The organism is Herbiconiux ginsengi (genome assembly GCF_900107435.1).
GTDB lineage: Bacteria > Actinomycetota > Actinomycetes > Actinomycetales > Microbacteriaceae > Herbiconiux > Herbiconiux ginsengi.
On the sequence record NZ_FNPZ01000007.1, the window covers coordinates 1 to 23154 of the forward strand.

At 70.3% G+C, this 23154-nt stretch carries 21 protein-coding genes; 6 read left to right on the forward strand and 15 right to left on the reverse strand.

Translation table 11 applies throughout. The features are described from left to right. The coding region (locus BLW00_RS23875) for an HNH endonuclease signature motif containing protein (RefSeq protein ID WP_139256830.1) at positions 1-700 on the forward strand (700 nt) is incomplete at its 5' end. A 212-nt stretch (positions 701-912) separates the two neighbouring features. Here BLW00_RS23875 and BLW00_RS20645 read toward each other — a convergent pair. Continuing rightward, positions 913-1491: an MOSC domain-containing protein gene (locus BLW00_RS20645; protein ID WP_245741719.1), complete on the reverse strand. Its 579-nt coding sequence runs from the start codon at positions 1489-1491 to the stop codon at positions 913-915. Further along, positions 1488-2225: an acetolactate decarboxylase gene (locus BLW00_RS20650; RefSeq protein ID WP_175494493.1), complete on the reverse strand. Its 738-nt coding sequence runs from the start codon at positions 2223-2225 to the stop codon at positions 1488-1490. The genes BLW00_RS20645 and BLW00_RS20650 overlap by 4 nt, the downstream gene beginning before the upstream one ends. Positions 2226-2274: 49 nt before the next feature. On the opposite strand from BLW00_RS20650, the gene BLW00_RS20655 reads away from it, so the two are divergent. Beyond that, positions 2275-3123 (forward strand): hypothetical protein, encoded by an 849-nt coding sequence (locus tag BLW00_RS20655; RefSeq protein ID WP_175494495.1) that lies wholly within the window; start codon positions 2275-2277, stop codon positions 3121-3123. A gap of 90 nt (positions 3124-3213) precedes the next feature. Then, positions 3214-3468, forward strand: coding sequence for a hypothetical protein (locus tag BLW00_RS20660; protein ID WP_092557826.1), 255 nt, complete (start codon positions 3214-3216; stop codon positions 3466-3468). A gap of 73 nt (positions 3469-3541) precedes the next feature. On the opposite strand, the gene BLW00_RS20665 is transcribed toward BLW00_RS20660, so the two are convergent. From BLW00_RS20665 to BLW00_RS20685, 5 genes are all read right to left on the reverse strand, one after another. Beyond that, positions 3542-4825 (reverse strand): hypothetical protein, encoded by a 1284-nt coding sequence (locus tag BLW00_RS20665; protein ID WP_092557828.1) that lies wholly within the window; start codon positions 4823-4825, stop codon positions 3542-3544. Between the two features lie 104 nt (positions 4826-4929). Then, positions 4930-5805, reverse strand: a complete 876-nt coding sequence (locus BLW00_RS20670; RefSeq protein WP_092557830.1) for a glycosyltransferase family 2 protein — start codon at positions 5803-5805, stop codon at positions 4930-4932. Then, entirely contained in the window at positions 5802-6632 is an 831-nt protein-coding gene (locus BLW00_RS20675; RefSeq protein WP_092557832.1) for a CDP-alcohol phosphatidyltransferase family protein, read from the reverse strand. Before BLW00_RS20675 ends, BLW00_RS20670 begins: the two co-directional genes overlap by 4 nt. 2 nt (positions 6633-6634) lie before the next feature. Then, complete coding sequence (locus BLW00_RS20680; RefSeq protein WP_092557834.1) at positions 6635-7717, reverse strand: glycosyltransferase family 2 protein; 1083 nt, start codon at positions 7715-7717, stop codon at positions 6635-6637. A 132-nt stretch (positions 7718-7849) separates the two neighbouring features. Next, entirely contained in the window at positions 7850-9691 is a 1842-nt protein-coding gene (locus tag BLW00_RS20685) for a S1C family serine protease (protein ID WP_092557836.1), read from the reverse strand. Positions 9692-9889: 198 nt separating this feature from the next. Between BLW00_RS20685 and BLW00_RS20690 the strand changes: the two genes are divergently transcribed. Beyond that, positions 9890-11080 carry a pyridoxal phosphate-dependent aminotransferase gene (locus BLW00_RS20690; protein WP_092558002.1) on the forward strand — a complete coding sequence of 397 codons (1191 nt, stop codon included), beginning with the start codon at positions 9890-9892 and terminating at the stop codon, positions 11078-11080. A 13-nt stretch (positions 11081-11093) separates the two neighbouring features. Here the strand turns inward: BLW00_RS20690 and BLW00_RS20695 are convergent, their stop codons facing one another. Genes BLW00_RS20695 through BLW00_RS20720 form a run of 6 tightly spaced genes read right to left on the reverse strand, consistent with a single transcriptional unit; the run spans position 11094 to position 17661 of the window. Continuing rightward, positions 11094-11951 carry a carbon-nitrogen hydrolase family protein gene (locus BLW00_RS20695; RefSeq protein WP_092557838.1) on the reverse strand — a complete coding sequence of 286 codons (858 nt, stop codon included), beginning with the start codon at positions 11949-11951 and terminating at the stop codon, positions 11094-11096. Next, positions 11948-12985, reverse strand: a complete 1038-nt coding sequence (locus tag BLW00_RS20700) for a zinc-dependent alcohol dehydrogenase family protein (protein ID WP_092557840.1) — start codon at positions 12983-12985, stop codon at positions 11948-11950. The genes BLW00_RS20695 and BLW00_RS20700 overlap by 4 nt, the downstream gene beginning before the upstream one ends. Positions 12986-13017: 32 nt before the next feature. Then, a complete protein-coding gene (locus tag BLW00_RS20705; RefSeq protein WP_217634458.1) occupies positions 13018-14247 on the reverse strand; it encodes a cytochrome P450 in 1230 nt (409 codons plus the stop codon). After that, a complete protein-coding gene (locus BLW00_RS20710) occupies positions 14244-15269 on the reverse strand; it encodes a 3-oxoacyl-ACP synthase III family protein (protein ID WP_217634459.1) in 1026 nt (341 codons plus the stop codon). Before BLW00_RS20710 ends, BLW00_RS20705 begins: the two co-directional genes overlap by 4 nt. After that, positions 15266-16303: an NAD-dependent epimerase/dehydratase family protein gene (locus tag BLW00_RS20715; RefSeq protein ID WP_217634460.1), complete on the reverse strand. Its 1038-nt coding sequence runs from the start codon at positions 16301-16303 to the stop codon at positions 15266-15268. Before BLW00_RS20715 ends, BLW00_RS20710 begins: the two co-directional genes overlap by 4 nt. Next, a complete protein-coding gene (locus BLW00_RS20720; RefSeq protein ID WP_175494497.1) occupies positions 16300-17661 on the reverse strand; it encodes a F390 synthetase-related protein in 1362 nt (453 codons plus the stop codon). Before BLW00_RS20720 ends, BLW00_RS20715 begins: the two co-directional genes overlap by 4 nt. Positions 17662-17743: 82 nt before the next feature. On the opposite strand from BLW00_RS20720, the gene BLW00_RS20725 reads away from it, so the two are divergent. Next, complete coding sequence (locus tag BLW00_RS20725; RefSeq protein ID WP_092558010.1) at positions 17744-18484, forward strand: GAP family protein; 741 nt, start codon at positions 17744-17746, stop codon at positions 18482-18484. A gap of 34 nt (positions 18485-18518) precedes the next feature. Here the strand turns inward: BLW00_RS20725 and BLW00_RS20730 are convergent, their stop codons facing one another. Together BLW00_RS20730 and BLW00_RS20735 are read right to left on the reverse strand one after the other, a co-directional pair. Then, positions 18519-20078 (reverse strand): family 14 glycosylhydrolase, encoded by a 1560-nt coding sequence (locus tag BLW00_RS20730; RefSeq protein WP_092557844.1) that lies wholly within the window; start codon positions 20076-20078, stop codon positions 18519-18521. A gap of 72 nt (positions 20079-20150) precedes the next feature. Continuing rightward, positions 20151-21794, reverse strand: coding sequence for a M20/M25/M40 family metallo-hydrolase (locus BLW00_RS20735; RefSeq protein ID WP_217634461.1), 1644 nt, complete (start codon positions 21792-21794; stop codon positions 20151-20153). A 152-nt stretch (positions 21795-21946) separates the two neighbouring features. Here BLW00_RS20735 and BLW00_RS20740 point away from each other — a divergent pair, with 152 nt between their 5' ends. After that, positions 21947-23134 carry a glycosyl hydrolase family 18 protein gene (locus BLW00_RS20740; RefSeq protein WP_092557846.1) on the forward strand — a complete coding sequence of 396 codons (1188 nt, stop codon included), beginning with the start codon at positions 21947-21949 and terminating at the stop codon, positions 23132-23134. The last annotated feature ends 20 nt before the right edge of the window (positions 23135-23154 follow it).

Genomic DNA, 23154 nt, shown 5'->3' on the forward strand with positions numbered 1-23154 from the left:
CATCCTCATCACCGCCCCCGCCACCACCATCGCCGGCACCACCGGCACCACCGACACCCCCGGCACCCTGCACGGCTACGGCCCCATCGACCCCGCCACCACCCGCACCATCGCCGCAAGCGCACCCACCTTCCTCCGCGCCCTGCTCAGCCCGGAGACCGGCGAACCGGTCACCATCACCCGCCACCGACACCACCCAGTCGCCGGCCCCGTACCACCCCAGCCCACCCCCGCCACGCCCGCAGGCCCGATCAGCCCAGCCACCACGCTCCCCACCCCCGCCACGCCCGACACCCCGGCCACGATCACCGACACCAAAACCAGCGAAACCGGCGAAACCGGCGAAACCACCATCGTGGCGAGGGCGGCTCCGACCGCTCCCTCAGGCCGGGAGAGCTACACCCCATCCCCCATCCTCCGCACCGCCCTGACCATGCTCGACGAAACCTGCCGATTCCCCGGCTGCGGCCGCCGCGCCAACCGCTGCGAACTCGACCACACCAAACCCTGGGCCGACGGCGGAACCACCACCCCCGACAACCTCGCCCACCTCTGCCCCCGCCACCACCACCTCAAACACGAGGGCGGGTGGACAGTGGCGCCCACCCGAGACGGCACCCGCGGCCTGACCTGGACCAGCCCGAGAGGCGCTACCTACACAACCACCCCCGACCCACCACCACCGCAAACCGAACGATGACCGAACAGGCATCGCGAGAATCCCCCACTTATCCGCACGACACCGAGGACCGCTGTGACGCCGCACACGCAGGCCAACACCCGCGCGAGCCCGGGTCACCCGACCACGCTGTCGCACCCAGCGCCGCCCCACAGGCTCGGAGAGGTGGGACCCCGACCTCGAGCCTGCCGCCGATCGCAGCGCCCGTCGACATCGACCGTGCCACGAATGCGCTAACCCCGCGGCGGCTCGGCGACCGAGAATTCCTCCGCCACCCGCAGGGTGGCCGGACCGAGCCGCAGCACGCCGTCGGAGAGCGGCTCGGAGCGTATGCCGCCTCGCCGGTGCAACGCCTTGTGCGCGCCGTCGGCGAGCGTCACATTCATCCAGGCACACGGATTCGCGGGCCGATGACCCTGGAACAGCACCGGCCCCCCACCCGAGTCGAGACTGAACGTCACGCCAGCCAACGCGTCCACCGGCACCCCGCGCAGCACGATGTTGCGCCGCGTCGCCGCGGGATCGAGCGGATGTGCGAGCCCGAGTTCTGCCTGCACGGCGTCGAGCGACTCGGCCGCCATCACCGTCACTGCGGCGCGCTTGTGGGCAGGTCGCCCGAAGTAACGGTCACCGACGATGCCGAGACCCGCCCGCACCTCGACCGACGACGGCGATTCGTTCTCTCCTGCCGGCACCGGCAGAGGACCATCGGCGGGCCGCCCCTCGTAGCGGTGCACCGACGACACCAGCAGGTGCACGATCTCGACCGGGTACTCCACCAGAAGCTCCGTGACGCCATCCACCCCCGTCACCGCTGATGGTCCGATTCCGCGTGCCGGATCGCGCCGTCGGCGTCGGCGACGTCGAGATCGGCCGCGAGATACTCCGCCGACGACGGAAGCCGCACGGTGACACCCGAGTAGCTCTCGACCGCCAGTGTGCCGGTGGCCCCCGCGATGCCCAGCACGTGCCCGCCGACCGATCCGTCGCGATCGACGAAGTGGAAATGCGCACCCGCCACCGTCACACCCTGGAACACGTGCGGCGCGATGAATCCGAGCAGCGTGCCCGAGACGTCGGTCACGACGTTCTCGCGCTGATCGTGCACGGCCTCGGCCAGCGGGAGGTAGGGCTTGGACTGCCGCTTCGCCTCACGCAGGCTGATCGACGTGAAATGGGCGTCGAAACGCACCGCGTGGAAGATGTTCTCACTCACCACCCGCTCGTGGATCGCAGCGATCAGTGTCGCCAGAGACGGCACCGACTCCACGAGTTCCGAACTCTCCGGCTCGAAGTCGACGACCTCGGCGAAGGCCAGCGAATCGGATGCGCCGAGCACCGTCATCCGCCCGTCGCCGTGGAAGAGCCGGAACTCCCCGTCGAGCACCACGAGTTCGCCATCCATGTGGTCGCCGCAGCCGAGCCCGAGGGTGCCGCTGCGGGCGATGCGCCCCACGGTGAACACGCCGTCGAACAGCCCGGCGACCAGCGCGTCGACGATCGAGAACTGGACGACCGACTTCTCGGCCCGGCGATTTCGGCGCATAACCCGCCATTCTCCCGCACTCTTCAGCAGAACACAGCAGAGTAGAAGTATGTCCTCTCGACTCGAGCGCAACATCGACCGACTGCTGAGCATCCATCGCCCGGTCGTGCTCGCCCATCTGCGCAGCATCCGGCGGCTGCATCCCGACGCCTCACCCGAACAACTCCTCGTCATCCTCGAACGCCGTTACGTCACAGCGGTGACCAGCGGCGGCGCCGCCGTCGGCGCGAGCTCGATGCTGCCCTTCGTCGGCACCGGGATCTCACTCGGACTGAGCGCCGTCGAGACCGCCGGATTCCTCGAGACCACCGCCCTGTTCGCCCAGTCGGTCACCGAGGTGCACGGCATCGCCGTGGACGACCCGGATCGGGCACGCGCGCTCGTGATGACCCTGCTGATGGGCAAGGCCGGCAGCGACCTGCTGAAGCAGATGGCCGGCCAGGCGACGGGTGGAGTGAGCCGGAACGCCTATTGGGGCCAGGTGGTGACGAGCAGTCTGCCGCAGTTCGTCGTGGGACCGGTGGCCGACCAGCTGCGCAACGTCTTCGTGAAGAGATTCGCCGTGGGGCAGGGCGCCAATGTGGTCGGCCGGGCCATTCCGTTCGGCATCGGCGCAGCCATCGGCGGCGTCGGCAACCTCATGCTGGGGCGCACCGTCATCCAGAGCGCCCGCACCGCGTTCGGTGCTCCGCCGTTCACCTTCCCGATGGAGCTCGCCATCACGGTGAAGGCGCCCAAGGCCGTGTCGGACAAGCGGGAGAAGGGCCAGAAGAAGGCCGGAAAAGGCGAGAGGAAGGGCATCTCGAAGCTGGTCCCGTCGCGCAAGCGCACGGAGATCACCGAGGCGCCCGGACCGCGCGACGGATCCGTCACAGAGCTTCCTGACATCCGCATCTGAATATCGGCTATTCACAGCTGAGTGGTAGCCTGGATGTTCAGTCGAGGCTTGTCAGCTTTCGGGTCGGTCGGTCACGGTGAGGGGGATGTCATGAAATACCGCATCGTCGCCGCCGTGCTGGGCACCCTGGCTCTGCTCGGTTTCGGCGCCACGGCCGCCCTGGCGAATTCCGATGCGCACTCCGCCTCGGGTGTCCACGTCGATCCGTCGGCGGGCGAGCCGGCGCTTGCCGCCACGGGCTACGACTTCACGCCGATGCTCGTCACGGCCGGCGTCTTGCTGCTCATCTCGGGCATCGCCGTGATCGTCGCGAAGTATCTGCTCGCGCGCTCCCGGCACAGTTAGCTGCCTCGGGCACCGTGCTTCGCGCGGCGTGTTGCCTCCCGAACACGTCGGTGGTCGGCGGGCGAGGGTGCGTCTAGAAGCGCTCTTCGTCGTGCTCGGCATACACGTCGTGCTCGTCGATCGGCTCGTCGCGCGCGTGCAGTGCCGCGTTGCGGTCCCATTCCGCCAGCAGCCCCTCGACCGCGCCATGGAATCTCCGGGTAGCGGCCCCGGGCGAGGTGTCGCCGAAGTAGTGCGTGACCCACCGGCCGAGCCGCACCTTCGCGGCCGAGTCGTGCGAGAGCCGATCGATCCGGGCACGCACCTGGGGCGCATCCTCGGCGAGCAGCCACTCGGCATCCGAGAGGTATCCGCCGGTGTCGATCTCGGCATCCGGCGACACCGGACGGGTGATGAGCAGCGGTTTACCGGTGGCCAGGCGGTCGTAGACCATCGCCGACACGTCGACCACGGCGACGTCGGCCACCGCGAGCTGCCAGCCCAGTTCGGCTCCGGTGTCGTGCACGTGCTGAGCGGTGGCGTCGTCACGGTTCGCCGCCGCGATGGCCGCCACGATCTCGCGGTTGGCCGCAGCGTAGGCCGGATCGAGCACACCGCTCCGGGGGTGCGGCCGGTAGATCAGCCGGTGATCGGGCGACGAGAGGATGTCGCGCACGAGCCCGACCCCGTGCGAGGCGATGGAGCCGTAGGCGGCCGCAGCCCGGTCGCCCTCCCAGGTGGGGGCGTAGAGCACCACGGTGCGGCCGTCGCGCTCGAACGGCACGATGCCGCTGTAATGGTCGGCCTGAGGGCGGCCGATCGGGATGGCGCGCTTGTCGAAGTCGTAATCCCAGAGCACGCGCTTCAACCGGGCGATGGCCGCGTCGCCGGCCACGAAGCTGTAGTCGTAGGCCTTGAACTGGTTGGTGGTCATGTACATCTTGTCGCTCTCGCCATGATTGATGAACACGTGCCACCGGCGGCCGTAGCGCATCATCTGGAAATTGCGGGCGTTCTGGTTGACGTAGAACACGATCTTGAGATCCTGCTCGGCGATGAAGTCCTCGAGTTCGCTCACCTTGCGCACGTAGGCGACGGGCAGCGGGCATTCGTCGAGCAGAGCGCTGGCTCCGCTCGGATTGCGGCTGAGGATGACGACGGGATGCGTCTTGGAGAGCTCGAGCAGCGGCTTGTACCACTGCCGGACCTGGTAGAGGTTGACGTCGCCGTCGGCGAAGTAGACGCCGATCTCGAAGCGGCGGCGGCTCAGCGGAGCGCGCGCGGCGAGCTGGCCGGCAAGCTTCGAGCGCACCCGTCGGGCACGCAGGAGATCGCGCAAGACCGTCCAGCCCAGCTTCGCATCGTTCAGCACACCCACACGTTTCAGGCTAGCGACGCGAATCGACCGCGCCGTTCGGATCGGCCCCCTCAGGGCTCTTCTTTAGGCAATCGTGACCTTCGGTGCGGAGCGCTGAGCCGCGCTCAGACGATGGGCGGCCGGCCGGCCCAGGTCATGCGCCAAACCGTGCGCCAGGAGATCGGGCGCCGCTCGCCGGCATCCGTTCGCCAGCCCTCGGCCCACCCGCCGAACCAGGCACGGAGAGCTGCGGGACGACGAGCCCAGCGGAGGATCTGGATACCCGTCCAGCTGCCCACGTAGAGCGGCACGAGCACGGCGGGCAGGTTGCGCTTGGCCAGCCACACCCGGTTGCGCGCGTTGAGGCGGTAGTAGTACGCGTGGCGGGTGGGCTCGATCGCGGGGTGGTTCGCGACGAGATCGCCGTCGTACCAGGTGCGCAGACCCTGATCCCACACCCGCCAGGCCAGCTCGATGCCTTCGTGGGCGTAGAAGAACGGCGCGGCCCACCCGCCGGTGGCGTCGAAGACGGCGCGGGGCAGGAGGGTCGCGCCCTCCCAGACCGAGAACACGTCGCCCGAGTCGGTCGCCGCCCCCTTGCGGATGCGTGGCACCCAACGGCGCGGATTCGTGGCGCCCGACGGATCGACCACACGCGGCTGCAGGAGGCCGATTCCCGGGTCGCTTCGGATGCGCGCGACGGCGTCGGCGAGGAACGACGGGTCGGGCAGGCTGGCGTCGTCGTCGAGGAAGAACACGAACTCCCCCGAGACCTGTCCGACGCCCGCGTTGCGACCGGCCGGGATGCCGACGTTCTCGGGCAGGGCCAGCGTGCGCACCGCATCCGGGAGCCCCGCGGGAATCCAGCCGTTGCCGACGCAGACGATGTCGAGCACGACCCCGGTCTGCGCCAGCAGCGATTCGGCGCCGCGGAGCAGGTCGCCCGGGCGCTTGCCCTGGGTGAGCAGCACCACGCCGATGGTGGGAGCCGGCTCGCTCAGGAGCGCACCCGCTTCGATGCCATGATGGCCACGAAGTGCCCGATCAGCGCGAGGATCGACAGTGGCACGAGCGCCACCAGCAGGATGCGGTCGGCCAGGACGCCCCCGATGAACAGTCCCACGATCGCGAAGGCGAAGATCAGCATCGTCAGCTCGACGGAGTGGTAGAGCCGGTGGAACGGCACGAACCGCGCCGCGCGCCGCAGCCGCGCCACGAGCGCTTGTGAAGGCTCCGACTCACCGTGCTTGTCGGCCAGCTTGTCGAGCCCGGCGTTGGCCCGCGCCACGTGCACCATGTCGTTGAGCGCCTTGTTGAGCACGATCACGAGGGCGAGCAGGAGGCCGAGGGTGGTCCAGAAGAAGTCCTCCGGCGCCTCGAAGGGGTAGCCGGCGGCGCGGATGCCGAGCGCGATCGGAATGAGCGACTCGGTCGTGTAGTGACCCACCTTGTCGAGGAACACTCCCGCGGGCGAGGAGGTGCCGCGCCAGCGCGCGACCTCCCCGTCGCAGCAGTCGACGAGCATCTGCAGCTGACCGAGCACGAGAGCGAGTGCCGCTCCCCCGATGCCCGGGATGAGCAGGGCCGCGGCCGTCGCCCAGCCGGTGAGGATCATCAGGCCCGTCACGCCGTTGGCCGAGATCGAGGTCTTCAGCAGCACCCAGGTGACGTAGGGCGAGAGGCGCCGGAGGTAGAGCGACGCCGTCCAGTGCTCGGCGTTGCGGCGGCCGCGCACCTCGGGGGGCTGAGCGACGGCCTTGAGCTCGGCGATCGAGGAGGGCCGGGCCGGGCGCGGAGCAGCGGGCCGGCCGTGCGGGAATTGCGACACTGTCACCTTCCCGTGTGCGCCGTGATGTTCTTCGTCAGGGTGAGGAACCCGAGGATGAACCCGAGCCCCCAACTGAAATGGATGCACGGCAAGACTATGAGAAACCAGGCTCCCGTGCGACCGCCGCCACGGCGGGCGGCGTCGATCGCCGCCACCGCCACGAAGAGCAGGTAGACGATCGGCACGACGAAGCCGAAGACCAGACCGAGGCCGACCGCCTGGAGTGTCGCGTCCGTCCGGCCTGCGCCGACACCGAGCAACACCAGGCCCACGACGCCGGCCAGGAAGCCGAGCACGACGAGCGTGACGGTGACGGGCGGCACGAAGTACTTCAGGGCGTTGGCGGTGAAGAAGCGACGTGCGAGCTCGCCACGCCAGAGACCGGTGGAGAAGAACTGACGGGCCAACCGCTCGAGCGACGGGCGCGGCCGGTAGATCACGACGAGGGCCGGCGTGAACCACACCACACCCCCGGAGGCGCGCAGGCGCCGGTTCAGCTCCCAGTCCTGCCCGCGCCGGATGTCTTCGTTGAACAGCCCGACCTTCGTCAGCCACTCGCGCCGGAAGACACCGAGATACACCGTCTCGGCCGGCCCCTCCTTGCCGCCCACGTGGTGGGCGCCGCCGCCCAGGCCCGCCTTCGAGCCGTAGGCGACCGCGACCGCGCTCTCGAACGGCGTGGTGCCTTCGGCCTTCATGATGCCGCCCACGTTCGCCGCACCCGTGCGGAGCATGGTCTCCACGGCGATCCGCGTGTAGTCGCGCGGGAGGAGCGAATGGGCATCCACCCGCACCACGATCGGATACTGCGACGCCTCGATGGCGACGTTCAGCCCGCTCGGCGTGGAGCCGGTGGGGTTGTCGATGACCCGGATGCGCGGATCGACCAGCGAGAGCCGCTCCAGCAATTCAGTGGTGCCGTCGATGGACGGGCCGAGCGCCACGATGACGTCGAAGGGCCCGTCGTAGTCTTGGTCGAGCAGGCTGGCGATGGCCGCCTCGACGTGCGTCACCTCGTTGAGCACCGGCATCACGTAGGAGACGCCCGGCCGCTCGGCCGTGGGTTCCGGTGTGGGCTCGGTCATCGCATCCGCTCTTGTCTGTTCCGGCTGACACGGAGAAAAGGCCGGTGGCCCGCCGCCGCGTTACAGCGACGACGAGCCTACCAGCCTGGTTCCGGGGCCCCGGGGCCCCGGGGGCCCGACGAGCGCGGCCGATTACGGCGCGAGCTCCCCGAGGGTCACGTCGACCGTCTTCGACGTGCCGCCACGGGTGAAGGTGATCTTCGCGGTGCCGCCCGCGGGCTGCGTGCGCACCTGAGCAGTCAGGTCGATCGAGTCGGTGATCGGCAGTCCGTTGAACGCAGTGACCACGTCGCCGGCCTGCAGCCCCGCCTTCTCGGCCGCTCCACCGGAGGAGACCGACTGGATGATGGCGCCGGCAGTGGTGCTGTCGGCTTCCGAGGAGGCGTCGCCCACGGTGGCGCCGAGCAGGCCGTGCGTGGCCGACCCGTTCTTGATGATCTCGTCGGTCACCCGCTGCACGAGGTTCGCCGGGATGGAGAAGCCCACACCGATGTTGCCCGACTGGCCTGAGCTGTCGCTCGATCCGGCACTGGCGATCGCGACGTTGACGCCGATCAGCTTGCCCTCCGAGTCGAGCAACGCGCCGCCCGAGTTGCCCGGGTTGATCGCCGCGTCGGTCTGGATGACCGAGAGCGAGATGCTCGACTGCTGGGTGGGAGCCTGCTGTTGCTGTTGCTCCTGCCCGCCCTGACCGGGGAGGTCGAAGTTCCAGAAGTCGTAGGGGCCCTGATTGCCGTTTCCGTTGCCCTGATCGGGCGAGGGGTTGGTCTCGGTGTCGTCGGGCGCCGCGGAGGAGGCGACGGTGATGCTGCGGTTCAGTGCGCTCACGATGCCGTTGGTGACGGTGCCGGAGAGTCCGAGCGGAGCTCCGATGGCGATCGCGACGTCGCCCACATTGAGCTTCGACGAGTCGCCGAACTCGATCGGGGTGAGTCCGGAGGCGTCGGTCAGCTTGATCACGGCGAGGTCGGCGACCGGGTCGGTGCCGACGACGGTGGCGCTGTAGAGCTTGCCGTCGTTGGTCTGCACCTTGATTTCGGGCTTTGCGGTTGCGCCGTCGAGCGTGACCACGTGCGTGTTCGTCACGATGTAGCCGTCGTCGGTGAGCACGACACCCGAACCGGTGCCGGCCGCCTGGTCGCTCTGCACCGAGATGGTGACGACGGAGGGCGAGGCCTTCGCGGCGACCGCGGTGATGAGGTTCGCGTTGTCCGGGTTGTTCACCGTGATGCTGGTCGGGCTCGACGCGGTGTTGCTGGTCGATCCGCTGTTCTGACTCACGGCCCAGGCGGTGACGCCCGCTCCGGATGCGCCGCCGATCAGGGCGCCGATGGCCAGTGCCGCGATGAGGGCGACACCGCCGCGACGCTTCTTGACCGGGGTGGCCGGTGCCTGGGTGTAGGCGCCGGATGCGGCGTACATCGCCGAGTTGAAGTTGGGGTCGGGAACCGCGCCGTAGGGCGGGGTGCCGGCCACGGGGGTGCCGAACGATCCGTTGCCGTAGTTCGCGGTGGGAGCGGTCTGCGGGGTGGGGGCGGCCTGCGGCGCCTGGCCGTAATGGGCCGGGGCGGCGGGGTTATGGGCCGTCTGGCCGTAGGGGCTCTGGGGGGCCGGAGCCGCAGCGCCCGGAGCCTGGGGCGCCGGGTATCCCGCGAGGTGCGGGTTCACCGAGGTCGGCTGCGGGAGGGTCGGCTGCGCGGTGGTCGGCTGGGCGGGTGTCGACTGGGTCGGCACGGGCGGCACGATCGGGGGCACGACGGCGGTGGTGTCGTCGCGGTGGGAGAATTCGGGGGTGGCGGGGGTCGGTGCCACGGGCTGCGGTGCCACGGGCTGCTCCGCCTCGGGCCGGCCGGCCTCGGGCTGCTGGACCGTCGGCTGCTGCGCCTCGGGCGTCGACTCCGAGGACTGGGCGTCGTGCGCGGCGCCCGCGTTGTCGGCCGGAATGCCGTCGGGGTTCTCGGTGCTCTCTGACATGTGTTGCTCCTTCCAAGCACTCGCTAGCATCCTCACCGAAGCTGGGGGAATTCTATGGACCGGCTGTACGCAGTCTGCCGTCTCGTTATGACTGAGCTAGGAGACTCGCGCCGGTCGCGATGCGAGTGCTGCGTCATCCACGTTAACGCGTGTGCCGGCGCGGACTTCCCGATCCTCGGCACACACTAGGTTGGAATGATGACGATCAGCGGTTCCTGGCAGCGCACCGCGCGTGGAGCCGGACTCCTCGCTCCCGACGGGCGCATCGCCTCCACCATCTTCGCCGAGATGAGTGCGCTCGCGCAGTCGACCGGCGCGATCAATCTGGGTCAGGGTTTCCCCGACGAAGACGGCCCTGCGGAGGTGCTCGACGCCGCTCGCCGCGCCATCGCCGACGGCGTGAACCAGTATCCGCCGGGAACCGGCATCCCGGCGCTCCGTTCGGCCATCGCCCGGCACCAGAAACGGTTCTACGGCCTCATCGTCGACCCCGACCGCGAGGTGCTCGTGACCGCCGGCGCCACCGAGGCGCTCGCCGCGAGCATCCTCGCCCTGGTCGACGACGGCGACGAGGTCGTCACCCTCGAGCCGTTCTATGACGCTTACGGAGGCCTGATCTCCCTGGCTCGCGGCGTGCACAAGACGGTGCCGTTGCGGCGCCCCGACTTCCAGCCCGACCACGACGAGCTGCGCCGGGTCGTGACCGACCGCACCCGCGTCATCCTGCTGAACAACCCCCACAATCCCACCGGATCGGTGCTGTCACGCGAGACCCTCGAACTGATCGTGGAGCTGGCGCACGAGCACGACGCGATCATCGTGACCGACGAGGTCTACGAACACCTCACCTTCGAGCAGCCGCACATCCCGGTGGCCACGCTGCCGGGCGCGCGTGAGCGCACCGTCACGATCTCCTCCGCCGGCAAGACCTTCAGCACCACCGGCTGGAAGATCGGCTGGCTGGTGTCGACGCCCGAGCTCGTCACCGCGATCCTCGCCGTGAAGCAGTTCCTCACCTACGTGAACGGCGCGCCGTTCCAGCCTGCGATCGCGGTGGGGCTCGACCTGCCCGACTCCTTCTTCGAGGGGATCGCCCGCACGCTGCAGGCCAAGCGCGACCTGCTGTCGCAGGGGCTCGTGAAGGCGGGTTTCGCGGTCTCCCGGCCCGGCGGCACCTACTTCGTGGTGGCCGATGCCGCCCCCCTCGGCTACGCGGATGCCGCGACCCTCTGCCGTGAGCTGCCCGCGCTGGCGGGCGTGGTCGGCGTGCCGATCAGTGCTTTCGTGCACGAGGAGCACGCACACGACTACGCATCGCTCGTGCGCTTCGCCTTCTGCAAGAAGACCGACGTGCTGGAGCGCGCGGCGGCGCAGCTGGCGCGCTTCTAACCGCGTCGGACCGCTACTCCAGCACGCGAGTGCCGAAGCGGCGGAGCGCCAGCGCCGGGTTCACGCGGCGCACCTCGTCGATCCGCCGGGGGTCGATCCAGGCCACCGCCACGTCTTCGCGCTCCCCGAGCGAGGCGATCGTGACCCCCATCGGGTCGACCACGAGGCTCGCTCCCACACCGATCGGCGGTGTCTGGTCGGCGGCCGCGACGTAGATCGTGTTCTCCAGCGCGCGGGCCGTGACGAGGGTTCGCCAGTGGTGCTCCTTGAGCGGGCCGCGCACCCACTCGGCGGGCACCACCACGAGGTCCGCGCCGGCATCCACCAGCCACCGCGACACCTCGGGGAACCGGATGTCGTAGCAGGTCTGCATGCCGATCGTCACGCCCTCGATCGAGAATGTCTGCGGGGTGCCGATCGGCCCGGCCTCGACCCAGTCGCTCTCCCGGCCGCCGAACGCGTCGTAGAGGTGCACCTTGCTGTACTGCGCGATCACCCCGTCGACGGGCGAGATCGCGACGAGGAGGTTGGCGAAGTGGCCGGCCTCTCTCGACTCGGCCACCAGGCCGGCGATCAGGTGCACGTCGAGCTCGGCCGCGAGAGCACCGAGCGCGGTGACGAACGGGCCGTCGAGCGGCTCGGCGTTGGCGACGGTCTCCGCGCCGATCGGGTCGCTGAAGTAGGAGGAGTACTCGGGGAAGACCACGAGCGCCGCACCGCGCTCCACCGCCCGACGGGCGAGCCGGGCGATGGTCTCGAGGTTGGCGGCCTTGTCGGGGCCGGGGGCGAACTGGGCGATCGCGACGCCGAAACCGAGATCACGGGCGGTGTCGCCGCTGCCGTCGCCGAGGGCGGGATCGATGCCGCTCATGCGAGACGGGCCATCGCCTTGATCGCGAGCCGTTGGTCCATCGCGGCGTAGCCTTCCGGCAGATCGTCGAAGGCGACCTCGAGGTCGAACACGCGGCCGGGCTCGATGCTGCCGTCGAGCACGTCGGCGAGGAGTTCGGGCAGGTAGGCGCGCACCGGCGCCAACCCACCGCCGAGACCCACGTTGTTGTCGAACGCGATACCGATCGGGAACACCACCTCGTGCGGCACGCCCACGAAGCCCACCCGTGAACCGGGCCGGGCGATGGCGAAGGCCGTGTTCATGGCCTCACCGGTGCCGACGCACTCGAGGGTCGCATCCGCCCCGACGCCGCCGGTGAGTTCGAGCACGGCACCCACCGCATCCGGACCGCGCGCCTCCACCAGGTCGGTGGCGCCGAACTCGGTGGCCACCGCCTGCCGGGCCGGGTTGCGGCTCAACGCGATGATGCGCTCCGCGCCGAGGCGGCGGGCCGCCAGCACGCCGCTCAGGCCGACGGCGCCGTCGCCGACGACCGCCACCGTCATGCCGGGCCCGACGCCCGCACCGACGGCGGCATGATGACCCGTGCCGCAGACATCGGAGAGGGCGAGCAGATGCGGGATGAGCGCGGCATCGGGCCGACCGCCCGGCACCACCACGAGGGTGCCGTCGGCGAGCGGAACCCGCACGAACTCGCCCTGACCGCCGTCGTTTCCGTGGGTTCCCCAGAATCCACCGTGCAGGCACGACGACGGGACACCGTGCAGGCAGTGCGGGCAGGTGCCGTCGCTGTACATGAAGGGGGCGATCACGAAGTCGCCCACGGCGACGGTGCCGACATCCGTGCCGACGGCCTCGACCACACCGACGAACTCGTGACCGATGCGAGAGCCCGGACGGCGATCGCTGACGCCGCGGTAGTACCAGAGGTCGGAGCCGCAGACGCAGGTGGCGACCACCCGCACGACGGCGTCGGTCGAGGCCTGGATCTCCGGATCGGGGACCTCCTCGACCGTCACGTCGAAGGCGGCGTTGAAGACGAGTGCGCGCATGCCTCGATGCTACCCGCGGTGACTCGGTGCCGTCAGCGCGCGAGGGAGAGGCGGGAGTACCCCGGAATGAGGGTGCCGCGCTGAGCGCTCCGTCCGACGATCCGGAGCGGGGCCTCGGCGGCGGCGTCGAGCACGGCTCCCAGGGTGGTGCCGATCTGCGCCATCGCCAACGGCGCACCGAGGCAGAAATGCACGCCGGCCCCGAACCAGAGTTGCTTGAGCGACGCGGCCGGGTTGCCGACGGGGTCGAAGCGGCCTGCGGCCCGATCGGCGAGGAAGGTGGCGAGAATGAGTCGATCACCCGGATGCACGGCCACGCCGCCCACGGATGCCCCCGCCCGCACACTCCGCAGCATCACCGGTGACGGGGTGGTGACCCGCAGCCCTTCGGCGACAGCGGCGTCGACGAGAGTGCGGTCGCAGGCGAGGGCGCCGAGCCATCCCGTGTCGACGAGGATCGCGATCATCCGGGGGAGGTACGACACCAGCGTCTCGGTGCCGGTGAGCACGAAGGCGCCCACCGCGCCCATCGCCTCGTCTTCGGAGAGCCCGAGTTCGCGCATCCGACCCGGCACGGTCGTGGCCTGCGGCGAGTCAGGAGCGCCGGGGCCACCGCTGCCGGGCGTTTCCCGGTAGGCACGCCGGGCATGCTGCGTCAGCTCCTCGAGCACCTCACGCGCGGCCTCCACCTGCCGCGGTGTGAAGCGTGGGCGGGACAACCGCACGTATCCGGTCACGGCGGAGACCCGCGCGAACAACTCCTCGCCGATCACCCCGCGTTCGAGTCCCACGAGCCGGCTGATCACTTGCCCGGCGTATTCGCGCACCTCTGCCACGAGGTCGACGGTCTCCCCCGCCACGAGTCGGGCCGTGAGCGCTGCTGCCGCGTCGCCGATGGTCGCTCTCGTCAGCTCACCGACGTACGCCGGTGCGAACAACGGGCCGAGCCGACGGCGGAGCGCGAGGTGGTCGAGGCCCTCCATGTTGAGGAGTACCGACGGGCCGAGCACGGGCGTCCACAGCTCGGCCGGGGAGCCGGGCCCGGTCTTGGTGAAGCTCACGGTGTCGAGGAGAACGGAGCGGAGGAGTTCCGCATCCGTCACGACCACCCCCAACCCGGGCACGCGCACGGCGGGTCGCCGGATGCGCGACAGCAGCGGGTAGACGACCGGGTGCGCGGTGCGCTGCACCCGCTCCTCCCACGCCCGCTCGGCGCCAGGCCGCACTGCCGGCGCCTCGGGTGCCCCGACGTCGGGCGTCACAGCCGCACCACCATCGCACCGAGCGAGATCCCGCCCGCGAGGCCCACGAGCGCCACCAGGCTGCCGTCGCCCACCAGGCCGCGCTCCCGCGCGAGTTGCAGCTGCAACGGGAGCGTGACCGAGGCGAGGTTGCCGTGCTCGGAGATGGTCACGACGGTTCGCGCCGGATCGATGCCGAGCACCTCCACGATCGTGTCGTGATACGACCGCGCCACCTGATGCACGGCCACGAAGTCGAGATCGCCCACCCGATGCCCCAGCTCCGCGATCGTCTGTTCGACGAGCCCGACGCCGACCTCGGCGAAAGCGCGTTGCAGGGCCGCCCCGTCCATGTCGAAGTAACTGCCGCCCTCGGCGTGCGGGTTCACCGAGCCGCCGGCGGGCAGCGTACCCACCGCCCAGTGCTCGGAATGGGCCACGAACCTGCTGCCCAGGATGCCGGGACCCGCTTCCTGCTCTCCGCCGACCTGCTCGAGCAGGACGGCGGCTCCCCCGTCACTCATCGTGTAGCCGGCGAAGGAGCGCAGGAACTGCCGCTGGTCGTCGAGCCGCCAGCGCACCGCGTGCGAGGGTTCCTCGCCGCTCGCGATGAGCACGCGACGGTACTGCCCCGACGTGATGAGCGCATCCGCCACCTGCATCGCATTGAGCACGCTGTTGCAGGCGTTCTTGATGTCCATCACCGGGCAGCCGAGGCCGAGCTTGGCCGAGACGATATGGCTGGTGGCGGGCTCGATGAGGTCTTGGCTCGCCGACGCGAAGAGCAGGAGGTCGACGGGACCGGGCGATTCCTCCAGGGCACCGCGCGCCGCGGCGACGGCGAGGTCGGAGGTCTGCCAGCCGTCGGGGCGGAGGTGCACGCGCTCGACGCCGGTCAGACGGCCCACGAGTCCGGTGGGGAGCGCGAGGCCGGGGTTGAGCCGGCGCAACTGCTCCTCGGTCTCGGCCGTGCTGCGGGTGGTGGGCGGCAGGTAGGTGGCGACCGCGGCGATGCGCGAGCGGATGCGGTCGGTGGCGCTCACGAGATCATCCGCGGATCCGTGGTCGGCACGAGCGACTCCGCGACACGGTCGAGCCCCTCGCTCACCGACACGACTGGAGGGCCGAAGAGCTCGCGACAGCGTCGGGCGTCGAAGGTCTTCGAAGTGGCATACACGATCACCGAGTATCTCGTTATCGGCGGCTCACCGCTCCTCCGCGACATCCGCCACGCTCCCTCCACCACGGTCGCGAGCCAGATCGCGACGCCGCGCGACACCGTCCGACGGGGGCGCGGAACCCCGACTCGATCCAGCAGCGCGAACACGGTCTCCTGCAGCGGCACGGGTTCGCCGTTCGTGACGACGACGGTCTGCCCGAGCACGGCGGGCGAGGTCGCGGCGACCACGAGTTGCTCGACAAGGGTGTCGATGTAGACGAGATCGGACATCGCCGGGCCGGCGCGGCCCGCCCGGAATCGCGGCAACGAGCCGCGCCGCGCTGCCGCGAGCAGCCGGGGCAGCAACGTGGTGTCGCCCGGCCCGAACACGGCCCGCGGCCGTAGCACGACCCATTCCGCGGCGTAGTCGCGCACCACGAGTTCGGCCGCGTATTTCGAAGCCGCGTACTCGTTGACGAATCGCGGCCCGGCGATGGCGTCGTCGGGCACGTCGAGTTGGTCGCCCGCCGTGTAGAGAACGGAGGCGGTCGACACGAACACGAACCGAGGTCGGGCAGCCTGCCGGGTCGCGAACTCCACCACGGCGCGGGTGGCGTGCACGTTCTCGCGCTCGAACTCGGCTCGGGTCCCCCACGGCGAGCTGCGCGCCGCGGCGTGCACGACGACATCGGGCCGGAACCCGAGACCGTCGAGCCGCTCCGCCGCGTCGGGGGCGCTGAGGTCGAGCACCCGGTAGTCCGCGCGATCGACCGCCCGCCGCCCGAGTCCGAGCACCTCGAACCGGGCGTCGGCGGCCAGGCGCCGCACCAGTGCGCCGCCCACGAATCCCGAGGCGCCCGTGACGAGCACCCGCAGCGGCCTGAACGCCCCGGTCTCCGGGCCGATGCCGGGGGTCACGAGACGTCTTCCCGCACGATGCGGCGCACCTTCGCGGCCGGATCCGGCGTCGCCCAGGGCTCCTCGACGACCGACGCCATACACCCGTAGGTCGAGAGCAGATCCCGGAGCACGGAGGCGACCCGCGCCGGCGCATCCGGAGCGGCATCCGCCAGCGAGACGCGGACATCGAGACCGGTCTGCCGGATGCGCCAATCCGCGTAGCCGTCTGAATTCAGCGCCATCGCCCGCCGCACCGCGTCGGGGAACACCTCCACCACGGTCAGCCCATCGGTCCCCGGCAACCGCAGCACCGCGTCGGCTCGGCCGTCGATCGCAGCAAGCACAGCGGTCACCCTCCCGCAGGCGCACCGCTCGGGCGCCGCCGGATCGACGCGCAGCACGTCGTCGAGTCGATACCGGGCGATGATCTGGGTGCGCCGATCGAAGTCGGTCACCACCGGCGCGAAATGCGTGTGCTCGGCATCCAGCCACTCGCGCTCGACGAAGACCGACTCCTCGTTCAGATGCAGCGCCCCGTCTGCACAACTGACGCCGAGGAGTCCCTCGGTCGCCTGGTAGACCTGCCGAGTCGACACGCCCCATGCCGCCTTCACCCGGCCGGCCGTCTCCGGTTCGAGAACTTCCGCGACCGAGACCACGAGCCCCGGCCGGATGCCGAGCGACCCGTCCAGTGCCCTCCGGGCGAGGGCATCGAGAACGGAAGCCGGAGCCACCAGCACGTCGGGCCCCACACCCCGAGCGACGGCGCCGTCGAGCGCCGCGACGTGACCGTCGAACGGTTGGGTGAGGTCGTGGAAGGCGAACCGGATGCGCGAACTCGCCACCGACTCGTAGAGGTTGCCGCCCGCACGCAAGAAGAAGGCGATCCGCAGTGGCGACTCCCACGGACGCAGCAGCTGCCCGAGCGCCCGGTGGTCGAGCACTCGGGCGAGGATCGTGCCGGCCCAGAGCATCCGCTCGCGCGGACTCACGAGGAACGCTCCCCGCCGGCCCGAGGTTCCGCTCGAGAGACCGACCGTGAGATCGCCGTCGACCAGGGGCGCGAAGTCGCGGCTGCGTTCGGCTTCCAGCGCGACGTCGAGCGCGTCGACCAGGCGCACGCCTCGGGTGTTCAACTCGTCGAACCGCTCGAGCAGGGTCGACTTGTCGACGATCGGCAGCTGATCGAGCCGCATCCGGGAACCGTCTGACCGGTAGAACGGCGCCGCGGGAATCCGCCTCAGGAACGAGCGGATGCGCCGGCGCTGCCACGCCTCGAACCGCGCCCGGGTGCGGAACCGGAACCCCCACCGCGCACGAACGAATCGGCCGAGCATCACGGCGACGAGCGCGCGGTCCGTCATCGACCGTGTCACCCCGTCAGGATAACCGCACGCCGCGAGCCGGCGCCGCCGACGTGTGCACGCTCGCGGAGCCCGGGACTCATAGAATGGCGCAATGGCGGGCATCATCGGACACATCCTGCCGCTCGCCCTCGGCGTGGCCCTCAGTTCCGTTCCCATCGTGGTGATGGTGCTCATCCTGCTGTCGCCGCGCGGCCGCTGGTCGAGCCTCACCTATCTGATCGGGGCCGTCATCGGCCTCGCCGGCCTCACCACGCTCTTCACCGCCGTGGCCACACTCCTCCCGCCCGCGCCTTCCTCCAGCAAGAGCCCGCTCATCGCCACCATCGAAGTCGCCCTGGGGGCGGGTCTGCTGTTCATCGCCGCTGTGCGCTGGCGGCGCGCCCGACGTCTCCATCACGAGCAGACCGAGGGGCATGCGGCCGCCGCCGCCGGCGCACCCGGCGGCGGCACCGGCACCGCCGCGAAGTCGCAGACGGGAGCCGCCAAGTGGATGGCCAAAGTCACCACTCTCGGTCCGATCCCCTCACTCGGCGTCGGCTTCGTACTCATGCTACGCCCGAAGAACCTCCTGCTCACGATCGCCGCCGGAGTCGCCATCGGTGCCGGCGGAGCGACCTTCAGCGAGGTGGTGGTCGGCATCGCCCTGTTCGTGGTGCTCGGCATCTCGACCCTCGCGGCCCCGATCATCTTCGCCGTCGTCGATCCCTCACGGATGCGCCGCCCCCTCGAAGAGACGCGCATCTGGATCGAGGGCAACAGCGCCACGGTCACCACCATCGTCGTTCTGGTGCTCGGTACCGTGATCATCGGCAGCGGCCTGGCCCACTACTGACAGGCTTGGCCCCGCTACTGAACCCGGCGGCGCTTCACCCGAAGTCGCGGATGAAGCGCTCGAACTCGCTCCGCCCGGTCGTGCCCGATGCCGTCACGTCGGAGATCCGCAGGATCGTCAGGCCCGAATACGCGGTCGCACCCGAGAAGGCGTCGCGGATGTGCGACCAACCAGGCCCCGACGCCGATCCGGTGCTGCCGAGATTGCCGGCCAGGGCGTTCTCGCCCTTGAGCACGATGTGTGCCTTGGTGGCGGCCGCGCCGACCCAGGAGACGAGAGAAGCGGCATCGGAGTAGGCGTGCGCCGAACCGTCCCACTCCCGCCCGTCGGGCATCTCGAGGGCGGTGAAATGCAGGAGCACATGGTGCGTGGGCGTACGGGTGCCGTCGCCGTTCACGTCGAGGTCGTGCACGAGGTTCGCGATGCCGTCGTAGCCGTGCGAGGTCGACGCGGCGTTGTAGGCCTGGTCGGTGTGGATGAGCCCGGCGGCGACCTCGGGCGCCCGCTGCATCGGGCTCGTCGACATGGTCTGCCAGTGCACCCCGGGAACCTTGAGACCGAGCGGCACCGAGGCGAGACCACCGTCGAAGGCGTCGATGGCCTGCGTCATCACCTCCCGGCCGTGGCGCAGCAGGCTCTCGTTGTACCAGCGGGTGAAGTCGCGCCCGTAGGTGATCGAGTGGTAGGCGCCGGAATCGATGAACCGCTCATGGTCGGTGGGTGGCGAGATCATCGAGTAGGTCAGACCCGGGATACCCCAGGCCGCCGCGACACCGGCGACGGAGCCGTAGCGGGCGACAGCCCAGTCGGCGAACGCCGTGACGGCGGCCGGGGTGTAGCTCTGGAAGGTGCCCCGGTTCGGGTAGCCCGCCGGGTTGCCGGCGACCTTCGAGTCGTGCGCGGCATAGGACGGGTAGCGCAGCTCGCCAGCCGGCCCCGTGCCGATCGTGACCTCCTGGATGCGGTCGGCGAAATCGGTTCCCGGGGTCGTGACGTGCGTTTCGAACGCGTTCATGAAGTCGCGCATGTCCTGGAGCGTGCGACGGTTCGCGGAACCCCAGGGCGACGGGGCTTCGTGGTTGTCGTTCCCGTACTCGCTGCGGTAGAAGTTGTCAGCCGGGATGCTGGAGCACGCGCCGGTGAAGCCGCAGACCTCGAGGGGCTCCCAGACGAACGAGGGAACGGAGATGTCGCAGACATCCCCCACGTTGCTCTTGCACTCGTGGAACGACATTACCGGCACCAGGTCGAGCCCAGCCCCCACGACCGCACCGAACAGCTTGTCGTAGTAGGCCCAGTCGAAGGTTCCCCGCGAGGCCTCGACGGCACCCCACCACACGTCGACCGCCACGGCGTCGACGCCCTGCGCGTCGGCCACCGCCAACGACGCGGTGAAGGCCCGCCACTGGGGCCCGGAGGTCTGCCAGTCGTCGATCCAGAGCGGCGCCATCACGTTGACGGTCGATGCTGTTCCCGAACTCGCCGAGGCGGCGGGAGTAGCGAGCGGCGCGACCGCGAGGGCCAGCGACGAGAAGGTGGAGAGAACGGCGGCCGCGACTGCGACCCGGGTGCGGGGATGGGTACGAGATGCCATCCCCCCACGCTAGGTTCGCGCGACCGCCGTCCGACGTGAGTAGTTTCTCCCTAATTCACGACCGCCCCGCGGCTAACCGCGACGTGCGCCCGTGCGCACCGTGCGCATCCGCAGCACGGCGAGCACGGTGCCCGCGCCGAGCAGCAGGACGCCCACCGGAAGGGCGCTCAGGGCGCCGTCCGCGCCCGTCGCCGCCAACTGCGAACCGGTTGCGGCCGGTTCGGCCACCGGCTCCGGCACGGGTGCCGGATCGACCGGCACGACGACCGGCGGGTACTGGTTGATCGCCGTGGTGTCGTTCGCGAGCGACGCCGTCACCGAGGCGATGGCGCCCGCCATGATGCCGAGCGCATCCGCGTTCACGTTGGCGATGCCGTCGGCCGCCGAGTGGTAGTTCGGGTCGGGCGTGATGCCCGGCCCTCCCGTGCCGCCGAAGAGCGCGGCCTGGTCGACCGTCTTCTCGTCGTCGGCGCCGGTGAACAGACCGGAGGCCGCCACATCGTTGGCGATGAACGCGTCGTAGTCGCTCCGGGCGTCGAACGCCGTGTCGATCCACGGCTGCCCGATCGCGTCGAAGTAGTCGGTGAACGCCTTCTCGGTGGCGATCGAGCCCTCGGGCACCTCGACCGGCGCTTCGTAGGTCGACTGATCGGCGTCGTACACGCTGATCACGTAGTTCGGCGAGGCCACCATGTCGAAGTTGAGGTAGGTGGCGATCTCGTCGAGCTCATCCGGATCGTTCGCCGCCAGGTCGTCGACGTAGTACGTCGAACCGACGAGGCCGACTTCCTCCGCGCCCCACCAGGCGAAGCGCACCTGGTTGTTGAGGTCTCCGGATGCGGCCAGCTGCACCGCGGTCTCCAGGATGGCGGCCGACCCCGACCCGTTGTCGTTGATGCCGGGCCCTTCGGGAACCGAGTCGAGGTGCGCCCCGAGCATCACCGTGTTGTCGTCGCGCCCTGTGGGCGTCTCGGCGATGATGTTGAAGGTGTCGACGGTGGTCGTGGTCTCCTGCAGCGTGAGGCTGACCGTGGGGTTGCCGGGCAGCGCGGCCACCAAGGCCGCGCCCTCCTCCTGGGTGAGCCCGACCGACGGGATGTACTCCGGCACCTGCTCGCCGAGGGTGCCGTTGAGCGGCCCGGGCTCGTTGTTGTAGATCAGCACCGCGGCGGCACCGGCTCCGGCGGCGGCGAGCGACTTCTCGGCGAACGAGCAGGCCCCGCGGCTGACCACGGCGACCTTGGCCGTGGCGACCACACCGCCCCACTCCTCGGTGGTGCATCCGGTGGCGGTGGCGGGAACGACCATCTCCGCGTCCACGATCCCGCCCACCGCGGTCTCGGTGGTTCCCTCCATGGGGATGCGGTCGCCCTCCGGCCCCGTGGTCGTGCCCAGCAGGGTGATCGAGAAGTCGTCGATCGTCTGTGTCGTGGCCTGGAACGGCTGACGCACGGGCGTGTATCCCGCCGCGGTGAGCACGCTCTCGATGTACTGCCCGCTGGCCTCGTAACCCGGCGTGCCGATGGCGCGGTTGCCGCCGTTCGCGTCGGCGATGTCTTGCAGGGCCTGCAGGTGCGTGGTGATGCCCGCGACCGTGACCCGTGACTCCAGATCGTCGGGATCGACGGCGAAGGCCGCGCTCGACCCGAAACCGGCGACTCCCGCGACCACCACCCCCGTTCCGATGCCGAATCCTGCGAGTCTCCGATGAAGCATCTTCACGTGGTTCTCCCCTTGATCGCGTGAACGTTTGTCGAAGACTACCCCCGTTCAGGGGGCGGAAGGCAAGCGTCCGTCGGAAAACCGCAAATACCGCCGACTTCGCTCCGCCCCGGGCGCGCGGGCGCACCGAACAGCAGAATGAGAGCATGAGCTCGCCCGCGCCCACCACCCGGCCCCTGCGCGCCCTGCGCACGGCGCTGGTGCTGCTCGTGGCGGGGTCGGCGATGCTGTTCGGAGGATGCGTGTCCGACCTGGCTGCCGGTGAGGCGATCGACCCGTCTTCCCGCCCTGTGCCCGACGGAGGCACGCGCACGCCCTCCCCCCTCTCCGCCGGACCGGGAGGCCGGATCACCCACACCGGCAGTTCGCAGACCGATCCCTTCGGCGTCGAGGGCTACCTCCTGGTCGACGGCGAATCGGCGCGCCACGTGGCCGCCAACGCGGGCCTGGTGACGATGATCGGCGTCGACGGCGTGATGGTGTCCGACGACGGCGCGAGCCTCGTTCCCGAGCCGGACGGATCGGCCGAGGCGGTGGCCGAAGCGCACGCCCGTGGCCTGCGCGCCGAACTCCTGATCGCCAATTACGATCTCGAGACGAAGGACTTCTCGGCCGAGATCGGCTCCGCTCTGCTCGGCAGTCCGGCGAATCGCACGGCGGTGATCGACCAGTTGGTCGACGCGGTGGAGGAGGGCGGCTACGACAGCGTGCAGCTCGACCTCGAATACCTCGGCATCGCCGACGCCGCCGGATTGACCGCCTTCGCGCGCGAGCTCGACTCCGCCCTCGACCGGATCCCGGGCCACGGCCCCGACTCGCTGCCCGACAGCGGCACCCTCACCGCGACGGGCGAGATCCCGATCTCCATCGCCGTGATGGCCAAGGCCAGCCCCGCCGACTACCTCGCCGCCGGGTACGACTTCCACGGCCTGCTCGCCAGCGTGCAGCGGGTGGTGCTGATGGGGTACGACCAGCACGGTCCCTCCTGGAGCGAGCCCGGGCCGGTGGGTGGTCTGCCCTGGGTGCGGGCGTCGCTCGACGCGCTGCGCGCATCCGGAGTCCCCGGCGCCTCGATCGACCTCGGCATCGGGGCCTACGGCTACTCCTGGCCGGGCGACGGCTCCCCCGGCACCACCCTGCGGGTGACGGATGCGCGCGCCGTCGCCGGCGACCGCGCGGTCTTCGACCCCGAACAGGGCGAGTGGACGGCGACGCTCGAGGACTCCACGGTGCTCTGGTGGTCGGATGAGGCCTCCCGCAACATCCGCGTGCAGCTCGCGAAAGACGAGGGGCTGCACGGCGTCGCCATCTGGCAGCTGGCCTCCGCGGAGTAGAATCGGCGGCAGCACGAGCA

Excerpts from the sequence above, each read along its gene's own strand:
- BLW00_RS20695 (WP_092557838.1), bottom strand. The coding sequence starts at position 11,951 with ATGAGCGGCATCGATCCCGCCCTCGGCGACGGCAGCGGCGACACCGCC.
- BLW00_RS20730 (WP_092557844.1), bottom strand. The coding sequence starts at position 20,078 with ATGGCATCTCGTACCCATCCCCGCACCCGGGTCGCAGTCGCGGCCGCC.
- BLW00_RS20740 (WP_092557846.1), top strand. The coding sequence starts at position 21,947 with ATGAGCTCGCCCGCGCCCACCACCCGGCCCCTGCGCGCCCTGCGCACG.
- BLW00_RS20650 (WP_175494493.1), bottom strand. The coding sequence starts at position 2,225 with ATGCGCCGAAATCGCCGGGCCGAGAAGTCGGTCGTCCAGTTCTCGATC.
- BLW00_RS20700 (WP_092557840.1), bottom strand. The coding sequence starts at position 12,985 with ATGCGCGCACTCGTCTTCAACGCCGCCTTCGACGTGACGGTCGAGGAG.
- BLW00_RS20685 (WP_092557836.1), bottom strand. The coding sequence starts at position 9,691 with ATGTCAGAGAGCACCGAGAACCCCGACGGCATTCCGGCCGACAACGCG.
- BLW00_RS20680 (WP_092557834.1), bottom strand. The coding sequence starts at position 7,717 with ATGACCGAGCCCACACCGGAACCCACGGCCGAGCGGCCGGGCGTCTCC.
- BLW00_RS20735 (WP_217634461.1), bottom strand. The coding sequence starts at position 21,794 with ATGCTTCATCGGAGACTCGCAGGATTCGGCATCGGAACGGGGGTGGTG.
- BLW00_RS20725 (WP_092558010.1), top strand. The coding sequence starts at position 17,744 with ATGGCGGGCATCATCGGACACATCCTGCCGCTCGCCCTCGGCGTGGCC.
- BLW00_RS20690 (WP_092558002.1), top strand. The coding sequence starts at position 9,890 with ATGACGATCAGCGGTTCCTGGCAGCGCACCGCGCGTGGAGCCGGACTC.
- BLW00_RS20655 (WP_175494495.1), top strand. The coding sequence starts at position 2,275 with ATGTCCTCTCGACTCGAGCGCAACATCGACCGACTGCTGAGCATCCAT.
- BLW00_RS20660 (WP_092557826.1), top strand. The coding sequence starts at position 3,214 with ATGAAATACCGCATCGTCGCCGCCGTGCTGGGCACCCTGGCTCTGCTC.